Origin of the sequence: Solibacillus sp. FSL R5-0691 (assembly GCF_037974225.1) — a bacterium.
Taxonomy (GTDB): Bacteria; Bacillota; Bacilli; order Bacillales_A; family Planococcaceae; genus Solibacillus.
The window spans coordinates 3,505,053-3,524,940 of the sequence record NZ_CP150231.1; the positions used below are offsets into that span (position 1 = coordinate 3,505,053).

Here is a 19,888-nt window from a genome sequence, read left to right on the forward strand (position 1 = left end):
ATAAAAACCTTTCAAATAAAAAGAACCAAGGTCAAAGCCTTAGTTCTTACCTCAATGTAATGAATAGATATCAAATATAAATTAGTTCCAGGCAGTTCGTTCACTTTCAGGCTCGTTCATGCCTGTTTTACTACGTTTAGAAGGAACGTTGTTTTCTTTTGCTGGAGCTGCATTAAAAATAAAATCAAGTTCTGATAAATACTCTTCTTGCTGTGAGATTTTACGACTTTGATTTACTTCTAGCTTATTCGCACTTTGCTTGCCTCTTGCTCTTGCATTGTTGCGTTTAAAATCCATATTTGACATAGCCATCCCCCATTGAATTTATTGAAAAGTATAAAGGACTTTTCAGCTTTAAACTTTTCATTAAAAAGTTTAACCATTCTTAACTACTTTTATTAAAGAAATATACAATCTTATTTCCCCTATTAGTGAATTAGGTCCTTCAATTCCTCTCTTCTCATAAGATAGTTCTACTATTCCACAAAATTTATAGGAAGATAGTTTTAACCTATCTATACCAAACTAATACTATTTATCAATCTTTTGGAAAAAATAGAAGTTTCGATATTCGGATAATTCCCATTGTGATAAATTGGTAATACCGCATTAAACAGAATAGTGCGAAAATTTAATACAAAGGGGAAATGTGAATTGAAGAAGTTTAATTTTACGAGATTCTTCAGTAGTATTTTAGCTTTCGTCATGGTGCTCTCTTTATTGGTACCATTCTCGAATGCAAGCGCTGAAGAATCAAAACCATTCAAACAGGATGGACAAAGTGAAAGCATCATTCAGCTAAAGGCGGCAATCGCTGAACAACTTAGCTTGTCTAAAGATGGCCCAGTCCTTCATGAAAGCCTGCAAAATATTTCAGGCAATCAAGAGGTTGCAGTCATCGTTCATTTATCCGAAAAACCGGTGGCATTAGAGCAAGGAATCAGCCAAGTTAAAGGCAAAAAGTTCTCGAATTCCCGTGCAAATGAAGTACGTTCAAATGTAAAGGCACAACAGGCAAAAGTTAAAAAAGAATTAACTGCCAAACAAGTGCAAATGACACAAGGATACACATTTGATACGGTACTAAACGGATTTGCTGCAACAATTAAAGCAAATGATATTCCAAAACTGCTTTCAGTAGAGGGAATCACTTTAATTGAACCGGATGCAACAGTATACGCATCAGAAGAGGTTACAACAAAACCAATAAAATCAAAAAACCCATCAGAACTTATTAAAGATGTACCTGTGGAAGCACAAATGAATACAAGTATTTCTTTCCTTGGTATCGAAAAACTTTGGAATGAAGGCATTGAAGGACAAGGAGTAAAAGTGGCAGTGCTTGATACAGGTATCGATGCAGATCACCCTGAATTTGCCGGCATTTATAAAGGCGGAAAAAACTTTATTCCTAACTCTTCAACATACTCTAAACCACGTGCAGATGACGATGCATCGGAAACATTACCTTCAGAGCGTCCAGCAGGAACACCTGAATTTAATGCTAACGGAAGCTCGTTCTATACATCTCACGGTACGCATGTTGCCGGAACAATTGCGGCAATTGGTGCTAACGAATTCGGCATTAAAGGAATTGCACCAAAAGTAGACCTTTATGCTTACCGCGTTCTTGGAGCGTACGGCAGTGGTGCAACATCAGGTATTGTTAAAGCAATTGAAACAGCTGTTCAAGAAGAAATGGACGTTATTAACCTTTCACTTGGCGGTGGCGCAAATACAGAAACAGATGCAGGATCATTTGCAATCAATAACGCAATGATGGCTGGAACAATCGGTGTTGTTGCAACAGGTAACTCAGGTCCAAACCGTGGCACAATGGGCACACCTGCAACTGCTCGTTTAGGGATTGCAGTCGGTAATACAACAAACCCCGAAACAATGTATAACGGTGAAGTTAACATTACAGTAGGCGACTACAACTTAACTAAACAGCTTCCTTTAATGGGAACAACTTTTGGTAAAAACTTATCAACACAGCTTCAAGGTGAATTTGATTTAGTTGCGATTCCTGGAAACGGCGAAGTAAAAGATTTTGAAGGAATTGATGTTGAAGGTAAAGTAGCGTTAATTTCCCGCGGTAATATCGCATTTGTCGATAAAATTGCAAATGCTAAAGCAAACGGGGCGGTAGCTACAATTATTCATAACTTTGCAGGCGGAACGAATGCACCGGACATTTCAGGCACATTCCTTGGTGATTCTTTTGAGTTCCTGCCAACATTTGATATGTCAGTAACAGACGGCGAGGCAATTCGCGCGGCATTAGCAGGGGGTACAGGAAAAGTAAGCTTCGGCAAGTTTGCTTCAACTACGACAACTGGAGATGATGTAAACTCTTCAAGTTCACGTGGTCCTTCTACACCGAATTTCGATATTAAACCAGACGTAACAGCGCCTGGAACAAACATTATGTCAACGATTCCTATGTATAAATCAGACTTCCCTGATGCGGTTTATACTGAAGCATATGATCGTAAAACGGGAACATCTATGGCAACACCACATATTGCTGGTATCGCAGCATTAGTAAAACAGGCAAATCCGGATTGGAATGCATTCGATGTCAAAGTGGCACTTTCGAATACAGCAAAAATATTGGATACTGCTAAATATGATGTATTCTCTCAAGGTGCTGGACGCGTAAATGCTTATGCGGCGGCTCATCCGGAAATTCTTGCATATGCACTTGATACGGCAGTTTTAGACGGCACTGGTGCAATTGTAGAAAACAAAAAAGGCACAGTTACTTTTGGTCCTCAATCATTAAAGGACGGAAATATTTCTGTAACGAAACAAGTACTAGTAAAAGACATTAAAGGAAACGGCGGTAACTACAACGTATCCGTAGATGTGACTAAAACATTTGGCGATGCAGCTATTACAGTGGATCAGCCATCATTTACTTTAGCTGGTGAGCAGCTTTTAAACATTACATTAACGGCTTCACAAGCTGTTGCACCAAACGGCTCTGAGATTTTAGGTTTCATCAACATTAACGGTGGATCTACGGAAGCTTCATTGCCATTCGCAGCCGATTTCAGCAGCGCGGCAGCAACAACTGAAATTAAAGATTTTAAAATCACAGAAACTGATCTGTCATTTAACGGTGACGGTATTAAAGATTCCGCTGTACTTTCATTCACATTAACGGGTGATGTTACAACGAACTATATCGAGCTTTGGGATATTATGAATCCTGAAGGCGGAGAATATGGGGACGGCTACATCGGTTATCTGCATTCAGGTACTTCATTAGGTAAAGGATCTTATACGCTGAATGTTGGCGGACAGTATAAACCTTGGGGTAGTGCACCTGCAACTACGATTCCGGATGGTCTATATACAATTGACTTTACTGGTCTTGCAGCTACAGGAATAATTTCAGATTATGTAGGACCGATTGTTGTAAAAACGACAAAACCAGAAATTACAGGTTCAGAAGCTGAAGGTGTTGTTTCAGGACAAGTAACAGATAAGTATATCGACTACAATGAAGAACTGTATTTATACGGTTTAGACTATGATTTAAATGACAAACTAAAAGCTTCATATGTTGCGACTGTAAACGGCGAAGTACAAGCACCAGTTGCATTCAACTTAAATCAGGACGGCAGCTTCACATTCCCGGTAACAGCAGAAACAAATACTGTAACAGTAGTAATTACAGATGCTGCTGGTAATGTTGGCGAAGCGATTATCTTTGAAAATGAAGTAGTAGAACCTGTTGTAACGCTTTCTGTAAATCCGACTGAGCTAGACCTGACAGCTGGAGAAACGGCACAGCTTGCGGTAACAGAAACAACAACACCTGCTGAAGGTGATGCTACAGAAGAAGACGTAACTTCAAAAGCTACGTATAGTGTGGCAGATGAAAATATCGCAACAGTTGTAAATGGTTTAGTAACTGCAGTAGCAGAAGGCACAACGACAATTACTGTTTCACATGGCGAAAATGAAGCAACAGTAACGGTTACTGTTAAAGCACCTGTAGTGGAAGAACCAGTTGTAACTCTGGAAATCGACCAAGCTCAAGTTGAGACAAGAGTCGGTAAAGAAGTTTCTGTTAAAATTACTGAAGTAACAACATTAAACGGTGAAACAACAGAAAAAGATGTTACAAACCTTGCAATTTACCAAGTTGAAAACGATAAGATTGCTACTGTAAATGCAGGTACTGTAAAAGGTAAAGGCCCAGGTACTACCTCTGTTACAGTAACATATGGTGAGCATACCCTTACATTTGATGTCAACGTTGTAAAGCCTGGTAATGGTAATGGCAATGGTAATGGCAATGGTAATGGTAACGGCAATGGTAACGGCAACGGTAATGGTAACGGCAATGGTAATGGTAATGGTAAAGGACCTAAAAATAACAATGACGTTACAGAATATGAAATTTAATTAGTATTTTAGCTAGTATTGCTAAGTTTAAGACTTCATCCCTCGATGGAGCTTAAACTTAGCTTTTTTTATCCTTAAGAAAAAAGGATGCCTTTAAATTAAAGCACCCTTTCGAAATTTTATCCGATTACTATTTCTTTTTTCTTACTAAACTCTTCATCCTCCAAATTCACTTTTTCAGGTTTCACAACGAATATACTAATTAAAGTCGCAACCGTGAACAAAGCGGCAATTACGTATAATACCATGTCGTATGACTGTGTCTTTTCAAGAATAATTGCGCTTAGCTGATTGCCCGTCAACCCTGCAAATGCCCATGCAGATAAAGCTAAACCATGTACAGTTGAAATACTGTCGATACCAAATCGGTCTGATAATAGCGGCGGTAAAGATGAGAACCCTCCACCGTAACCTGCATTCACAATACAAAGTAAAGCAATGATCAGAAAGGCCATAGAGTTATTTATTCCATCAAATACAACCGTACATAAAATAATGCTAATAGAAGAAATAAAAATTATTTTATAAATAGAGTTACGATCTGTTAAACGATCTCCCCATGCAGAAAATACAATTCTTCCACCAGCATTGAAAATGGCAGTAAGCGAACTAACTAACCCAATCGCTCCAAAACCAATGAAAGCTAAAATACCTTTTTCCTGTGAGATTAACGCTAAACCACATGTAATATTGATATAGAACATTAGCCAAATACCGATAAACGTTTTATTCGTCAATACTCTTCTATAACTAAAGCTACGCATTTCAATATTTTCTTCTTCATATCCAGCCGGTTTCTTTAAAATTAAGTGTCCGATAACCATCATGACTAAATAGATTGCGGCTAAAATATAAAACATTGTATAAATATTCGTAGGGTCTACTAACACCCCTTCACTATTTCGATTACCGAGCAGCTTTTCCATTAATGGACTTGCAATCACTTTTGCCAAACCAAAGCCGGCAACAGCAAGACCAGTTGCCAATCCCTTTTGTTCTTTAAACCAGAGCATCAGTGTTTTTACAGGTGTTAAATAGCCAATTCCAAGTCCAATCCCCATCACAACTCCGTAAGAAATATAAATACCGATCAATGATTTTTGATAAATAAAGAAACCTGTTGCTGCCATCCCTGCAACAAAAAACATTGCCGCTAACAAAGAAGACTTATGAATATCCTTTTCGACAAACTTTCCGCCAAATGCCGCAGACATACCAAGAACAAAAATCGCTATACTGAACGCCCATTCCACTTCACTGACAGGTTTGCCGATATAAGAGGCAATATCCCCCTTAAACAACGACCAGCAATAAACCGTACCAATACTACAATGAATCAATAAAGCTGGAATGACCGCACGCATCCATTTGTTATCAAACTTTCCCACTTCAAAACTCCTCATTATTCATTTAATCCAAAACACGAACTTTAAAACAATATTTTACATTAAAGTTCGTTTATTAATTAAATTATTAATAATAATAAGTAATTTATGGATTAAATATTTTATTTTTACGAACATTAACAAAGTGATTATATAATAACATTCGTGATAAATGAATAGTAATTTTTATAATTCTAGAAATGCTTCGCAACTTTTTCGGACTATTCTGTATTTCATTACATAAAAAAACAGCCTAATCATAGTAATTAGACTGTTTGAAGCAGAAAATTTTATCCTTCTATTACAACATATTAAACTAAAATTTATTTAAATATTATCTTCACCGTATAGCCAAGATTCCGGAAAAAACCTGCGAGAACTTTCTCGGCACTTTTTTCTGCTGACTCCAACAAACCTACTTCCATAGCCTCATCTTTGATTTTCTTCTGCGCTTCCGTTGCCAGGTCAAATCCCTCATCCCATTTCACTTCCCCACGAAACAGCCCCTCATCCGAAAAAGTTTTGACATCTTCCATCTGAATCGCAGGTTCCTGTATAAATGTTGCATGAGGCAGGGCAATCTCTATCTCTTTGGTATCTTCATTCACTTTAATATCATCTGATGTAACTTCTTTCAGATTAACGCCTGCAATGACTGTCGCAGGAACTATCAATAATAACTCTCTTTTTGTACCTGGTAAATTAACCGAAATATCGTTCCCAAACAGTTTATTATCCTCTTGCTCAATGATTACTTTCATATGAGCTTCAGCGGTTGCGAGCATTGCTAATTCCTGAACCTGTTCCACAAATACTGTACTTTCTTTTTTAAAAGTAGTACCGAAAAATAACCAAGTACCCCCGAATGTGAAAAGGATAAGGAGCAATGCAATTAATAAAATTTTAAATCCCCAAAATTTAAATATAACCTTAAATATTGCTCCGGAAATATTGGAGTTTCCACTGCGTTGTCCTATAACCGCAGTGGCAGCACTTTCTTGCTCACTTTTTTTCAATTCGTGCAGTACTTGTTCAATTTGTGTTAATGCTTCATCTTTTTTACTCAAGGCGTCTCCTCCTCTCTTATTGTATTGAGGAAAGTTATAATTTCCATATTTATACTAGAATATCATATCAAATTATCTACTTTTGTTAGATTATAAAAGGTGATTACAACATATATCGACCGATGTGTAATCCTTTTTCATATTTTTCAAATCTTGTTAATAGCAATTTTCGTCAAATACATTTAAACTATCGAATGGAATTATATTAAGAGAGGTTACGAAATGAAAAAACAATCGTTGTTTATAAGAGGGACTCTATTTGCAGCAATTCTAACAGGTTTATTCTTTACGCTTTACAAAAGCGGTATTTCTGTTTCCGATCTGTCACCCCAGCTTATTTTAGAGCTTGCCCATAACAATCTAACTGTCGTTATTTTAATAATGCTATTATTAATGTTCCTACAGAACTTATTTACATTTATCCCGTTAATTTTAGTCATCACGATTAATATTGCTTTGTTTGGATTTTGGCGCGGTTATTTATTTAGTACATTCAGCAGTGTTATTGGAAGTACATCAATCTTCCTTTCCATTCGCTTTTTTTTCGCCAATTTATTCACTTCTGAAAAACTACAAAAATATGAGCAGCAAATTAATAAAAATGGATTCCTATTTGTTCTGTCAGGGCGTATTTTGCCATTCCTTCCTACAAATTTAATTAACATCGTATCCGGTTTAAGCAAAATGAAAATATCGTATTTTATTTCAGCTACTACAATTGGCAACATGATTTATGGACTAGTATTAGCCTCTATTTCTTATGGAATTGTCTCTGTCTCACAGCAATATAGACAACTTTTTTATGTGCTTATTGCAATTGCAGCCATTATCGTTGCAGTCCGATTCATTAAAAAGCAACGTACAAGCAGTATTTAAAAAAGAAGGTATCGCACCTTCTTTTTTATTTTGTTTATTAGCTATATATCAACTGTACCTTAAGTACTCTTCCTTTGAATAAAGGAAATAATACTAATATATAAAGCAGTCATCTCTTCAGGGGTCTTGTCTAAATCATTTTGAACCCATTGTTCAATTAAACCTAGGAAAGCAGATGTAATAAATGCTAAAAAGTATTCCATCGGCACATTTAAGTTTGCGATGAAGCTTTCATTCCCCTCCAGGTTTACTCGTACTTTTTCTGAAAACGCTGCTCTAAATCGAAGGTGGAAACCCGCTCTTCCATGTTCGCTTAAAAAGATCTTCAAAAGTGGTGCCTGCATTTTTATCGAATTAAATAATGAGGAAGCTAATTGTTCCTGTCCTTTTTCAAACGTATGTGTAGATGAATAGCTCGATTGCAATTCATCAATATGATCCCCTAGCTCTTCAAATAGTTGTATTTCAATCTGATCCAGCAAATCAAATTTATCGATAAAGTGTAAATAAAACGTCCCACGATTAATCTTGGCCGTTTTCGCTATATCCCCCACTGTAATCGAATCAAAAGTTTTCTTCTCCAGCATCTCCATAAATGATTTCTGAATAAGTTCTTTTGTTCGTCGATTTTTTTCCGTATAAACGCTCAAAAAAACACCCTCTTTCCTCAAAATTGAACAATCTGTTTATTTTGTTGATTGCTTTGATTTCCCCTTAAATTATAAAATAAATGAGTAATAATAAACAACATGTTGAAATTTGAGAAAGGATGAAATTCAAATGAGATTATTTAAAGAAAAATTAGCATGGGCTGCTCCTATTGCTGTTATATTAATTATTGCTCTATTTTCAGTAAACCTATTCGCACAAGGGAATCCGCAAGTAAAAAATCTGCCGGTTGCTCTTATTGTCAATGATGAGGGTCAACACGTTGATACGATTCTTGAAGCTGTGAAACAAATGAGTCAAGGTGTAGATGGTGCAGAACCGGTTATGGCATTTACAAATGAAAAGGAAGAAAATATTGAGTCACTTTTTGCAGATAAAAAGTATTACGCAGCGCTTGTCATCCCTGAAGGCTACAATGACACATTGCAAAATGCATTAACAAATAATGAAGCTGCCAAATTGCAAATCTCTATTAACCAAGGCTTTAATATGACAGGCGCAAACTTTGCGAAAACTGCTTTAAACGGGCTTGTCTCTGGAGTAAATGACCAATATTCGGCAAACTTTTTAGACCAGCTTGGAACTGATAAAATTGATGCTACACAAGCTGCAATCTTAGTAAATCCAATTGTTGCTGAAGAAAAAATATACAATCCTATTACAGCATCCACTGCAAACGGGAGTGCCCCAACTTTATTGGCAGTACCTGCATGGGTAGGTGCGCTAATCGGTGGATTCATTGTATTTTTAGCAACATCAGGCATCTTGAAGAAAGAACTGTTAACTCGTAAACAAATATTACGTCTCATAGGCGGGCAAATTTTATTCGGCATAATTATTGCTCTATTCTCGGGCTTTACTGTTGCAACACTTGCACAAATCGCAGGAATTAATATGCCAAGCTATTTCCTGGTTGCCTTCTTTGTATCATTTGCGGCATTCTGTTTCTATTTACTAGTATCGGCAATTACTGCATGGATCGGCAAACCAGCGATTACATTATTCATGGTTGTCATGCTTTTAGGTATGGGTGTTCTTATGACACCACAGGAAATGCTTCCAAGTTTCTTCGTAAACTTCATTCGTCCTTGGGTACCAATTCGCTTTGCTTCTGAAGGTTTACGTGAAATTTTCTACTTCGGCAGCGGTTTCTACACGGGTGCTTCCTTCAATACAATTTTAGGAATTGGCATTGCAGGTTTAGTTATTTTCTTACTGTCTATTTTCAAACCAGTAAAAGTGAAAGAACAACAAAACTAACACATAAAAAAAAACGTTATTTTGCATTCGGTGCAAAATAACGTTTTTTTATTTCCCTCAATTTTTATTCTTTCGCTGATCCGTCATTCAAATAAACTTCGCCGTCTTTATAAACCATTTGTTCTGGGTAACGCAGATTTATAACGGCGTCTTGAAGTTCTTGTGATGGAGCCCGTGTTGAAAGCGAAACAATGATATTAGTGGCGAAGGCTGCAATGGCTCCGAAAATACCAGCACCCGTATCAATGATGCCTAATATCGTAAAGCCGCCATACTTCGCACTGAAGATATAAATAAGTGTAACCGCTAAACCGACAAGCATCCCCGCGATTGTTCCTTTTGCATTAGCACGCTTCCACCAGACACCTAAAACGAGGGCTGGGAAGAAGGTACCTGTTGCAAGCGCAAATGCCCATGCAACAATTTGAGTAATGGCACCTGGAGGATTTAATGCAATAATACCAGCCAATAGTGTTGCAACGACAATTGAAATACGACCTATTAACAAGCGTTTGCGTTCAGATGCTTGTGGATTGATGATGCGGTAATAAATATCGTGTGCAAAAGATGAAGAAATAGAAATCATTAAACCACCAGCTGTAGATAAGGCAGCTGCCATTGCGCCTGCTGCCACAAGTCCAATAACAAATACACCAAGATTTGCAATTTCAGGTGTAGCCATTACAACAATATCATTGGCAATTAGCAGTTCAGGCCATTGAAGAATGCCATCCCCATTCGCATCGGCTATCCCCAATTTACCTGTATCAATCCATGATTGCGTCCAAGCAGGTAGTTCAGCAATTTTATTACCAGCAACTTCCGTCATTAATATAAAGCGAGCAAAAGCTGCATAAGCTGGTGCACTAAAATATAAAAGCCCGATAAACACTAATGCCCATGCACCTGACCAACGAGCAGCCTTCATAGTACCTACTGTATAAAAACGTACGATTACATGCGGAAGGCCAGCTGTACCACACATTAACGTAAACATAAGAGCTAAAAACTGCCACTTAGTTCCGTTGGTAAAAGGTGCAAAATACTCCGAAATACCGAGTGCCCGGTCGAGTTCACCCATTTTCGTTAAAATTTCACCATAGGAAATCCATGGTAAAGGATTACTAGTCAAATGTAATGACATAAAAATAACAGGTACTAAATATGCAATGATTAATATGACGTATTGTGCTACTTGTGTCCAAGTAATACCTTTCATACCACCAAATGCCGCATAAAATGCAATGAGCACAACGCCGATCATTGTTCCTATTTTCGCATCAATTTCAAAGAGACGTCCGATTACTACACCAGAACCGGATAGCTGTCCGATTGAGTATGTGAAGCTGATAATAATTGTACATATAGCAGCTATTATAAGTGCTGCCTTACTATTAAAACGGTCCCCGATAAATTCAGGCACAGTATAGCGACCAAATTTCCGTAGCTGTGGCGCAAGTAATATTGATAAAAATAAATAACCGCCAGTCCAGCCCATAATATAAGCCAATCCATCATAGCCAAGCAGCATAATCGTACCAGCCATCCCGATAAAGGATGCTGCACTCATCCAGTCTGCACCAATCGCCATCCCATTAAAAATAGGTGGTACGCCACGACCGGCAACATAGAAATCAGATGTTTGTTTCGCCGTATTATAAACCGCAATCCATATATACAAAGCAAATGTAGCCAGTATAATTAACGTTGAAACTATAAATTGAGTATCCATAAATTACCTCCCCTCATTAATGATTTATCATATTATTTGCGCTAATTTCTTCATTTCTCGTTTCACTGATTCCATACTTTTTATCGATTTTGTCTCCAACAATCGCATTTACAAACAGCAAAATAATGAAGGTAAACAAAGCTCCAATTGCCCCCATAAAATAGTGGAACGGGAACCCTAAAAACTGAACTTCAGTTAATGAATCTGCAAGCGCTACCATAACATACGAAACTAAAAACCAAATAACAAAGTAAACAGCCATGTACGTATTTTTCTCACGGAAATAGGCATCAGCAACTTTTTTGTCGATTTTTTTCATCTAGACCTTCTTTCTTCAAATTTTTATCGTAAATCAAAAATAAAAAGAAGTGTTTCCTTTAAAGGAAGTGGTACTAAAATCACCTTAACGACCATTAAAATCATAAGTCCTATTATAGGAAAGGTGAGCGCGATAAAACGTTTTTTTATTAGTCCATAAGCAAGACAGCAAATGGAGAAAAGAATAATGAATAGAAGCAACTAATTCCCCCTATGTCTTTATGTTTTTTTTAATGTATGTTAAAAATGTCCAGGATAAAACGACTATAGAATAAAAAAATCATTTGAGTAGGGATAACTAAAAAAGACAAGCTTCAAAAATTAAAACCACCTAGTACGAAGAAAAATCAACGTTCCAGGTGGTTTTCATTAAAAATATCCCAACTTATGATATAGTTTATTTCCTATTTTATCGGATACATTTTTTCTTATAAACTTAAACACAGAATACATAATTATTAAAGGTTTCGCGATTCCCTATGTTATATTGGAATAGTAGTGAATGACCAGCATTCTTTTGACATCAAAAATGTTTATTTAAAATTGTTAAGTCAGCATTATTGGGTGCCAAACCCATTAGAGTTCTTCAGGAACAAAGAATTCTACCGCAGCATCTCCAAGTGAGATGCTGCCTTTTTTTGCAGAAAAATTTAAAAAGCTTAGAGATTATTAGCATTTAATTTCCTCTAAGCTTTTTTATGTTATTTTTATTAACCAGCGCTATCTTCCATACACGTTCAGTGCCGTTCGTTGGAATAAGCCTTTTTTTGCTCCCGCTGTTCTTCCAGAAGACTCATCATTAATGATTGAATCAACTTTGTTACGACATTTGCGTGTATAGGATTTGCAAGATTTTTTCTTTCAAGAGGATCTTTCGTAAGATTATACAGCTCATATTGTTCGGGCACAGGAATTGTTTTAGTTACTATTTTTGACAGAGAAACAGTGACCTCTTCATTTATTGGCGTTTGGCTCTGGATTTCCGTTACTTGATCTTCTACTCCGGGATTACTCCAAAATTGGGGGTTGTCGAAGTATCTGGAAAATTTCCAGAGCTCCTTTTCCCTATTTTGACCTGTTGAAAGATAAGCAATGACTGATTCTATATGATTTGGTTGGGTAACAGAATTATACGGTTGACCAGTAATACTAACCTGAGATAATCCTCTCGTTACATCATCATCGGTCATAAAATACACTGGTTCATTTCTCCTCAGGAAAGCATCTTCCCCATGGAGAAGTGGCGTTAAATCTCTTCCTACTGGTTGATGTACTTCAGTATGATTTTTCCTTAACTCCTGCTGAATTTTTTTTGCATCAATTTTTGCCAATCCCAGCAGAGTTGGCAAAATATCTACATGACTCGTCAGCATATCTGTAGTTTGCCTATTTGAAAACAATTTCGGACTATGAATGATAAATGGTACATGAGTCGCTTCTTCATATGCGTTATACCACTTTTGAAATAATCCCCCATGAGCACCTAATAAATCCCCGTGATCAGAAGTAAAAATAATAATCGTATTATCATAAAACTTGCTCGATTTTAATTTATCGTATACTTTACCCATTTCTTGATCGACTTTTTTATGGAGAGAAAAGTAAAGCTGACGATAAAAAAGACTGTCTCTTGTTGGCTGGAAGGCTTTGTGATAGGTTTCCTTGTAGCTTTGTTGCGCAGTTGGCTTTGTGTGCAGTAATTCATCCGATGTAGGAGCAGGTGGAATAAAAGGTACAGAAGGGTCTACTTCAAAGTTGAATAGCGGGTGGTATTCAGTTGTTTCGCCGAACAATGTAATATCATGTGGATTTAAAAATGAAGATACGATCAACCAAGGCTGACTTTCATTAATGCTATCTGCTTCCAGTGTATGAAGTAAATCAACTACCTCTCTTGAATACACTTCATCACGCCCACTCGTTCCGATGGCAGCAGATGAAGCAGAATTGCGGGGATTTGATCCATGTGGTTCTGGACCAAGCCAGCCAGAAAAGCCGAATTCATTTAGTCGATCAGATTCCAAGTAAAAGTTTTCAAGTTTTCGGTCAGGAATACCTGTATTTGAGTCGTAACTAGGCAATGCATCTTGAGTTCCAGGAATCAAAATATCCTGAGGGCTTGCATGCCATTTCCCCTTCCAAAATGTACGGTAGCCTGCCGCACGAAAATAGTCTCCAAAAGTGGGAACTGTATTAGGATCTAACCAAAATACATCCGGTTCAAATGAAGAAGCAGCAGCCCCTATCGTTTTAGTCAGTCCATGTAATGATGGGTATTGTCCAGTATACAGTGTTGCTCTACTCGGTGAACAAGCAATGCTTCCAACATAATGGTTTAAAAATTCCATTCCATTTTCCCGTAATAATTCCTGTGTCTTTAAGTTTTCTTTACGCCATTTCTTCAGTTCCTTATTTTCGTAAACAGTCGGAAATCGTTGTTCATCCACTAGAAAGATAAGGATATTAGGTTTTGTTTCCCTTATGTTTTCCTCTTTCTGCAGTTCCAAATATTTTCCCCCTTGCAAACATCCATAATTAAAACATCTTATGTTTACAGTTTAAAAATTACGATACGCATTAGGGGGATATTACTCAGAAAGGCACCAACTGGCTCTGTATGCTTACTATTTAAGGGAATTCTCTACATTTCTTTCATTGAATAAGTTTCTTTCGTAATCTTTTTGTCCTCATACATACGTTTATCACACGTATGATATAAGGTTTCATAGTCTAAGCCATCTTCTTTTATAAAAGCAATACCCATACTTGGTACAACTTCGATTTCAATGTCATTCTTCTTATATAAATTCTTCTGGAATACATAACGTACCTTACTTATTTGCTTTAAAAACTTTTCCTTTGATTCAATCTGCTCAAAAAACATAATGAATTCATCGCCGCCTAAGCGTGCAAGTATATGTGGGTTTGGTAAATTTTCACGCCAGCAATTTGATGCAAAAACTAACACATTATCTCCTGTTAGATGACCGTATACATCATTTATTTCTTTAAAGAAGTTTAAATCACAGAGCATTAATGCAGCATCTTTTTCTTTGGACTGTCTCAACTTCTTTTTAACTTCTTCTTCAAAATAAGTACGATTATATAACCCGGTTAATACGTCATGATGCGCTAAGTACTCAAACTGTCTAGATTGCAAAAGTAAGCTTTCTTCATACTTTATAGATTCCGTAATATCATGTAATATGAACATCTTTCCAATCGGCTTATTATTACTTCCATTTACATATGAAAAATGAACATTATAATATTTATCTCCCAGCTGCATTGATTGTGATGATCCGTTATCTATTTCAGCATTATGTTCAATGAATTGTACTAATAGCGGGAATTGAGATAGAATCTTTGCTGCCGATTTGCCGATCAATTTTTGATTAGGCTGCTCAAACAAACTATTAGCCGATTTATTATAAATTTTTAAATTATTATCTGTATCGAAAATGACTACAGCATCATTGATAGATTCGAAAACTTTTTTCATAGCCAAAGGAGATAATTTCAGCATATTAAATTGATAAATTCCCCATAGGTAAAATAATGAAGAAAAAATAAGTCCAAATGGCGAAATATCGATTGGAATTTTTATTGCACCTATAGAATGGATGAATGGAAAACCAAACACAAATAAAGAACCAATTATCATCAGGATTACTTGTTTTCTTTTCTCTTTATTTGCCTTAAAATACATTTGAAGTAATAATACAATACCAAACAAATGGTAACTATAAACGTAGAAAATATGTAAGTAAAATAGTAGGCCTCTATCCAAATCAATTAGCGGAAATCCCTGAGAAAAATCTAATGCCGCGCTCTTATAAAATAAATGGTGCCATTCATTAGTAAAATGGGCAGTTAATGTATAAATGGGACCGATTAATAATAGGGGAATTATTCTTTTTGTTAAAAACCTTTGCTTACCTGTAAATTGTAATGTCATGATCACCCAAATAAATGGAGCAAAGGGAATTCCTATATATTGAATATGTATCCAAAACATCATTTGATCTACTGTCGTACTTAAAAGTTGAAATGCATAGCCAAATGTATAGAAAAATGCTGTCAAGACACCCAAGCCATAACTAATCGAAATAGGAGTTTCTCTATTTTGCCAAGCATAATACAGCAACATCATGTAACAAAAAACAAAAAGAAATAAAATGGATGAAAGTATAAAGTTATAGCTCATAATGTGTATTCCTCCGATAGAGTCTTTCAATAAATACTAAGTTATAAAGATAAGGATAGAACTATTTCAAATTGAAAAATCCATTTTAATATATCTATTCGTAATATTATCACGTGACTCTGATTTACAATATACTTTTGCTTGCAAGATCTCCACTAGCACTCAGTTAAATCTTTCTCCATTCTTCTTTCGGAAATTAGACCATTGTTTTAATACATCCCTTTACATCTTTTTTCCCTTCTGATTGGTTGAATTCCTCCTTTTATTATCAAAATTAAAAAAGACATACCCATTTTATCTGGATATGCCTAAGTATGGATAAAATTATTGCAATTTGCATTGACTCATTGACTATAAAATTAATTATTAAGCTTATGCCATAAAATAATCTACTCTATGCTTATGTATCTTTATAGTAAGGCGAAAATCTAAAATTAGTTCTTCTGTTTTTGACTTGTATTATCTAGAAATTCTATCAGCTTATTAAATGTATTTTCAGCCTGAAGTGTATTCATCATAAATTGATACTCATGTCCTAACTTAGCTTCTTCAGTTGAATAGAAGATTTGGGAAACTTCTACACCCTTGTTTTTCAGTTTATCAGCTAATTCTTTCCCTTGATCATCAAATGACCCTATATTACCATCTGTTATAAACGTAGATGGAAAATTGCCAGAAACATGTTGAAGAATAGAAGCTTCCTTTACTTTATCTGAATTTGTCCAATTTCGCTCACCTATATAAGCCCAGCCAACTCGCTTAAACAGAAAATTTATTAAAAAGCTACTACTATTGGAAAGCTTTGAAACATCGTATGGTCCACAAAATAATAGCACACCTTTAATCTTGTCTGATGAAACAGTACCTTCTATTCCAAGCATATTTGCATAGCCTTTATCTACTTGAACATTCACAAATTGGCTAATAATTTGTGCACCTGCTGAATCCCCTGCAAAGTATAGACGATTCATATCAATACCATATTTTTTTGCATTTTTATCTATAAATTGAAAAGCTTCTTTTACTTGATATAACGGCGTGGGATATTTGGAATTCGGCGCTAAGCCATAATTAATGTTAATTACGATATAGCCTTTACTAGCAATCTGAACTGCATATTCAGTAATATCCGACTTGTCACCCCCCAAAAAAGCTCCTCCGTGTACCCAGAATATAACCGGCAAATACCCTTCATATTCCTTAGGTTTAATGATATCAAGTTTCCCACTATTATAATTTGAATTGTAAGAGAGATCATTTTCTATCTGAACCGATCTTTCAATTTCCTCATAGTTTGTCGGCTTAACCGCGACCCCACCTTCAAATAATCGGCGAACGAGTAGTGCCGTTGGTTTTGGCGTAACTATGAATAAAAAAACAATAGATAAACATATTGTTAGAATCACCCCTATTACTATCATCATTTTCACTCACTTCTTGTACTGATTTTTATTCTTTATACAATTCTCCGATGTCCTTACCCATTATAAGCATGGTAGAATTCATCCCTATAATCTTAGGGATAACTTTCGTTTTTGATTCTTTTCTATATACATACTTTTATCAGCCTCTATATACACATTTTCCATTTCATTAAACGATTGATCTCGAAAAGCCTTGCCGACTGACATTTGGAGATGAATTTCATCATTTTCCACTGTTGAATGATTAATTTTTTTTCGTAGTTGTTCACATAGGAAATCCACCTGTTCCCTAGACGTCTTTGGTAGAATAACGACAAATTCATCACCTCCCACTCGAGAAATAATTGTCGTATCGGGGAAGAAATCCGTTAAAAGCTTAGCTACTGCTTGTATAAGCTGATCTCCCCTTTTATGTCCATATGTATCATTTACAAATTTTAATTTATCAACATCGCACAGAATCATACCAATCGAAACATTTTCTATTTCATTATAATAATGCAGCATTCTCTCAAAATAGCCACGATTATAAATATCAGTTAAGGCATCATGTGTGCTTTGATAATATAACTCTTGCTCCAGTTTTATTTTTTCATCAATATTACGCATAATACCTTGAATTGCAATGATTTTTCCATTTTCATAGATAGGCGTTGCATATTCTTCAAAATAATGATAGATTCCGTCTGTTCCTTTTAAACGTTGAATGATTCCCTCGTTATAATTAATCTCCCCTGAAACTTTCGACTCCATAATTGCTTTATCTTCTGGATGAATCATTTCAAAAGGCGTGTTTGAATCCTTATTTAGCGCTTCTAATGTACCTTTACCTAAAAAGAAATCTACAGAAGGACTAGTGTATATATGCTTATACACAGGCTTTACCTGATAATAATAAATAATATCTTTGGACCTCTCCACTAGTTTTAAGGGAATATTATCTTTTAAAAATTTTGATTTTCGATATTTTATATAACTCCTGTATATAGCCAACCCAATTACTAACCCAACTAAAAATAAAATCATTACTTAAGTCTCCTACCAGACATTTAAATTAGTTTAATTTTCCTGTATTTCCATTATAGTTATTAAATTTCAAGTAATCTACTGTATAACCTAAATTCAATTTATAAGATCTATTTAACCTTTAATTTTTGTAATGAATAATTAAAAAGAACTGAATTGAAGGGGATTTTAGGGAGTATCCTTCTCTCCTTGACTAAGATAGGGTTTTTCAGGAAAACATATTCTTGGTATGATGTTAAGGTTGTGTAATTACTATGGTACACATTTACATTCATCTAAGAAAGAGGTATTTATGGACTCCACAAAATTATCAAAGCAACATTGGTTGCTGATCTTAACACTTTCTTTATTAACATTTGTACTTGGGACAAGTGAATTTGTTATTGTCGGAATCTTAACAGATATTTCTTCAAGTCTTAATATGACTAATGCAAAAACCGGTACACTCGTTTCTGCATTTGCAATTACGTTTGCCATCGCTACACCACTGGTGATGTCAGTAACAAGTCATTTACCAAAGCGTAAATGGATGTTGTTTTTAATGGCATCTTTCATCATTCTAAATGCTTTATGCATAATTTCGACGAGCTATATCATGCTCCTTACATTACGGATTATGACAGCGGTTGTAACAGGAGTTTTAATCTCTCTAGCTATGATTGTAGCAAGTGAAACCATCCCGATTAAAAAACGCGGACTTGCCATTTCATTCGTTTTCGGTGGTTTCACACTTGCAAATGTCGTTGGAGTGCCAATGGGTATTGTTATCGCTGAAGCTTACGGCTGGAATGCCACTTTCATGTTAACCACTTTCCTAGGAGGATTGGCATTTTTGGCATCCTTTTTTGTCTTACCTCATAAACTCAGTCAAGTACGCAGTTCGATACGTGATCAGTTTTCTTTATTGACCAATCCTCGTATATTAATGGCTTTTTTCATTCCTGCACTCGGATTTGGCGCAACTTATGCGGTCTTTACATACCTTGTACCAATCTTGAAAGAAATGGGGGCACCAAATAAGTCAATTAGTATAATCTTATTTAGTTATGGATTTATTTCCATTTTCAGCAACATCCTCGCTGGTAAAATTGCTAGCCAAAATGCAATCGGTCGCCTTCGGTTTGTTTTTCTCATGCAAGCAGTTGTTCTGACTAGTTTATTTTGGACTACCAATCATTTTGTTTTAGGATTAATAAATATCGGATTAATGTCGTTAATGGCTATTCTTTTAACAACATCTACTCAGCTATATTTAATTGACCTTGCAGGAATTTACCAGCCAAAAGCAACAGGACTCGCCGCTTCACTAATGCCAGTGGCAAGCAACGTAGGCATCGCTTTCGGTTCTGCATTAGGTGGAATTGTGTACCATCAAGGAAATTTAATGAATGTAGCTTGGGTCGGTGGGATAATTGCCGTCTGTGCAAGTCTGCTAACTTTCTTAAGTCATCAATTAGACCGAAAACAAAATACATCTGAATAGTTTTAGTAGAAAAACAGGC

General features: G+C 35.9%; 14 protein-coding genes. 4 read left to right on the forward strand and 10 right to left on the reverse strand.

Features of this window, described 5'->3' with window-relative positions; genetic code table 11:
• Nucleotides 1–81: 81 nt before the first annotated feature.
• Entirely contained in the window at nucleotides 82–306 is a 225-nt protein-coding gene (locus tag MKY51_RS17710) for a hypothetical protein (protein WP_339174512.1), read from the reverse strand.
• 348 nt (nucleotides 307–654) lie between these two features.
• On the opposite strand from MKY51_RS17710, the gene MKY51_RS17715 reads away from it, so the two are divergent.
• The gene (locus MKY51_RS17715; RefSeq protein WP_339174514.1) at nucleotides 655–4,422 is read left to right on the forward strand and encodes a S8 family serine peptidase; all 3,768 of its coding nucleotides are present in this window, start codon (nucleotides 655–657) and stop codon (nucleotides 4,420–4,422) included.
• A 119-nt stretch (nucleotides 4,423–4,541) separates the two neighbouring features.
• On the opposite strand, the gene MKY51_RS17720 is transcribed toward MKY51_RS17715, so the two are convergent.
• Entirely contained in the window at nucleotides 4,542–5,810 is a 1,269-nt protein-coding gene (locus MKY51_RS17720) for an OFA family MFS transporter (RefSeq protein ID WP_339174516.1), read from the reverse strand.
• A gap of 320 nt (nucleotides 5,811–6,130) precedes the next feature.
• Nucleotides 6,131–6,874 carry a DUF4230 domain-containing protein gene (locus MKY51_RS17725; protein ID WP_339174517.1) on the reverse strand — a complete coding sequence of 248 codons (744 nt, stop codon included), beginning with the start codon at nucleotides 6,872–6,874 and terminating at the stop codon, nucleotides 6,131–6,133.
• 222 nt (nucleotides 6,875–7,096) lie between these two features.
• Here MKY51_RS17725 and MKY51_RS17730 point away from each other — a divergent pair, with 222 nt between their 5' ends.
• Nucleotides 7,097–7,750 (forward strand): VTT domain-containing protein, encoded by a 654-nt coding sequence (locus tag MKY51_RS17730; protein ID WP_339174519.1) that lies wholly within the window; start codon nucleotides 7,097–7,099, stop codon nucleotides 7,748–7,750.
• A 59-nt stretch (nucleotides 7,751–7,809) separates the two neighbouring features.
• Here the strand turns inward: MKY51_RS17730 and MKY51_RS17735 are convergent, their stop codons facing one another.
• Complete coding sequence (locus MKY51_RS17735) at nucleotides 7,810–8,400, reverse strand: TetR/AcrR family transcriptional regulator (RefSeq protein ID WP_339174520.1); 591 nt, start codon at nucleotides 8,398–8,400, stop codon at nucleotides 7,810–7,812.
• A gap of 130 nt (nucleotides 8,401–8,530) precedes the next feature.
• Between MKY51_RS17735 and MKY51_RS17740 the strand changes: the two genes are divergently transcribed.
• Nucleotides 8,531–9,679, forward strand: coding sequence for an ABC transporter permease (locus MKY51_RS17740; protein WP_339174522.1), 1,149 nt, complete (start codon nucleotides 8,531–8,533; stop codon nucleotides 9,677–9,679).
• Between the two features lie 64 nt (nucleotides 9,680–9,743).
• Here MKY51_RS17740 and MKY51_RS17745 read toward each other — a convergent pair whose 3' ends face one another.
• The 6 genes from MKY51_RS17745 to MKY51_RS17770 form a co-directional block, all read right to left on the reverse strand.
• A complete protein-coding gene (locus MKY51_RS17745) occupies nucleotides 9,744–11,411 on the reverse strand; it encodes a sodium:solute symporter family protein (protein WP_339174523.1) in 1,668 nt (555 codons plus the stop codon).
• 16 nt (nucleotides 11,412–11,427) lie between these two features.
• Nucleotides 11,428–11,730 carry a sodium/substrate symporter small subunit gene (locus tag MKY51_RS17750; RefSeq protein WP_339174525.1) on the reverse strand — a complete coding sequence of 101 codons (303 nt, stop codon included), beginning with the start codon at nucleotides 11,728–11,730 and terminating at the stop codon, nucleotides 11,428–11,430.
• Between the two features lie 736 nt (nucleotides 11,731–12,466).
• On the reverse strand, nucleotides 12,467–14,236 hold the full coding sequence (locus tag MKY51_RS17755) for a sulfatase-like hydrolase/transferase (RefSeq protein WP_339174526.1): 1,770 nt from the start codon (nucleotides 14,234–14,236) through the stop codon (nucleotides 12,467–12,469).
• Between the two features lie 134 nt (nucleotides 14,237–14,370).
• Nucleotides 14,371–15,936: a histidine kinase N-terminal 7TM domain-containing protein gene (locus tag MKY51_RS17760; protein ID WP_339174528.1), complete on the reverse strand. Its 1,566-nt coding sequence runs from the start codon at nucleotides 15,934–15,936 to the stop codon at nucleotides 14,371–14,373.
• Between the two features lie 434 nt (nucleotides 15,937–16,370).
• Nucleotides 16,371–17,360, reverse strand: a complete 990-nt coding sequence (locus MKY51_RS17765; protein WP_339174530.1) for an alpha/beta hydrolase — start codon at nucleotides 17,358–17,360, stop codon at nucleotides 16,371–16,373.
• An 84-nt stretch (nucleotides 17,361–17,444) separates the two neighbouring features.
• Nucleotides 17,445–18,386: a diguanylate cyclase gene (locus MKY51_RS17770; protein WP_339174531.1), complete on the reverse strand. Its 942-nt coding sequence runs from the start codon at nucleotides 18,384–18,386 to the stop codon at nucleotides 17,445–17,447.
• Nucleotides 18,387–18,678: 292 nt separating this feature from the next.
• On the opposite strand from MKY51_RS17770, the gene MKY51_RS17775 reads away from it, so the two are divergent.
• Entirely contained in the window at nucleotides 18,679–19,869 is a 1,191-nt protein-coding gene (locus tag MKY51_RS17775; RefSeq protein WP_339174532.1) for an MFS transporter, read from the forward strand.
• Nucleotides 19,870–19,888 lie beyond the last annotated feature (19 nt).

Excerpts from the sequence above, each read along its gene's own strand:
- MKY51_RS17730 (WP_339174519.1), top strand. The coding sequence starts at position 7,097 with ATGAAAAAACAATCGTTGTTTATAAGAGGGACTCTATTTGCAGCAATT.
- MKY51_RS17750 (WP_339174525.1), bottom strand. The coding sequence starts at position 11,730 with ATGAAAAAAATCGACAAAAAAGTTGCTGATGCCTATTTCCGTGAGAAA.
- MKY51_RS17775 (WP_339174532.1), top strand. The coding sequence starts at position 18,679 with ATGGACTCCACAAAATTATCAAAGCAACATTGGTTGCTGATCTTAACA.
- MKY51_RS17745 (WP_339174523.1), bottom strand. The coding sequence starts at position 11,411 with ATGGATACTCAATTTATAGTTTCAACGTTAATTATACTGGCTACATTT.
- MKY51_RS17740 (WP_339174522.1), top strand. The coding sequence starts at position 8,531 with ATGAGATTATTTAAAGAAAAATTAGCATGGGCTGCTCCTATTGCTGTT.
- MKY51_RS17765 (WP_339174530.1), bottom strand. The coding sequence starts at position 17,360 with ATGATGATAGTAATAGGGGTGATTCTAACAATATGTTTATCTATTGTT.
- MKY51_RS17770 (WP_339174531.1), bottom strand. The coding sequence starts at position 18,386 with ATGATTTTATTTTTAGTTGGGTTAGTAATTGGGTTGGCTATATACAGG.
- MKY51_RS17760 (WP_339174528.1), bottom strand. The coding sequence starts at position 15,936 with ATGAGCTATAACTTTATACTTTCATCCATTTTATTTCTTTTTGTTTTT.
- MKY51_RS17710 (WP_339174512.1), bottom strand. The coding sequence starts at position 306 with ATGTCAAATATGGATTTTAAACGCAACAATGCAAGAGCAAGAGGCAAG.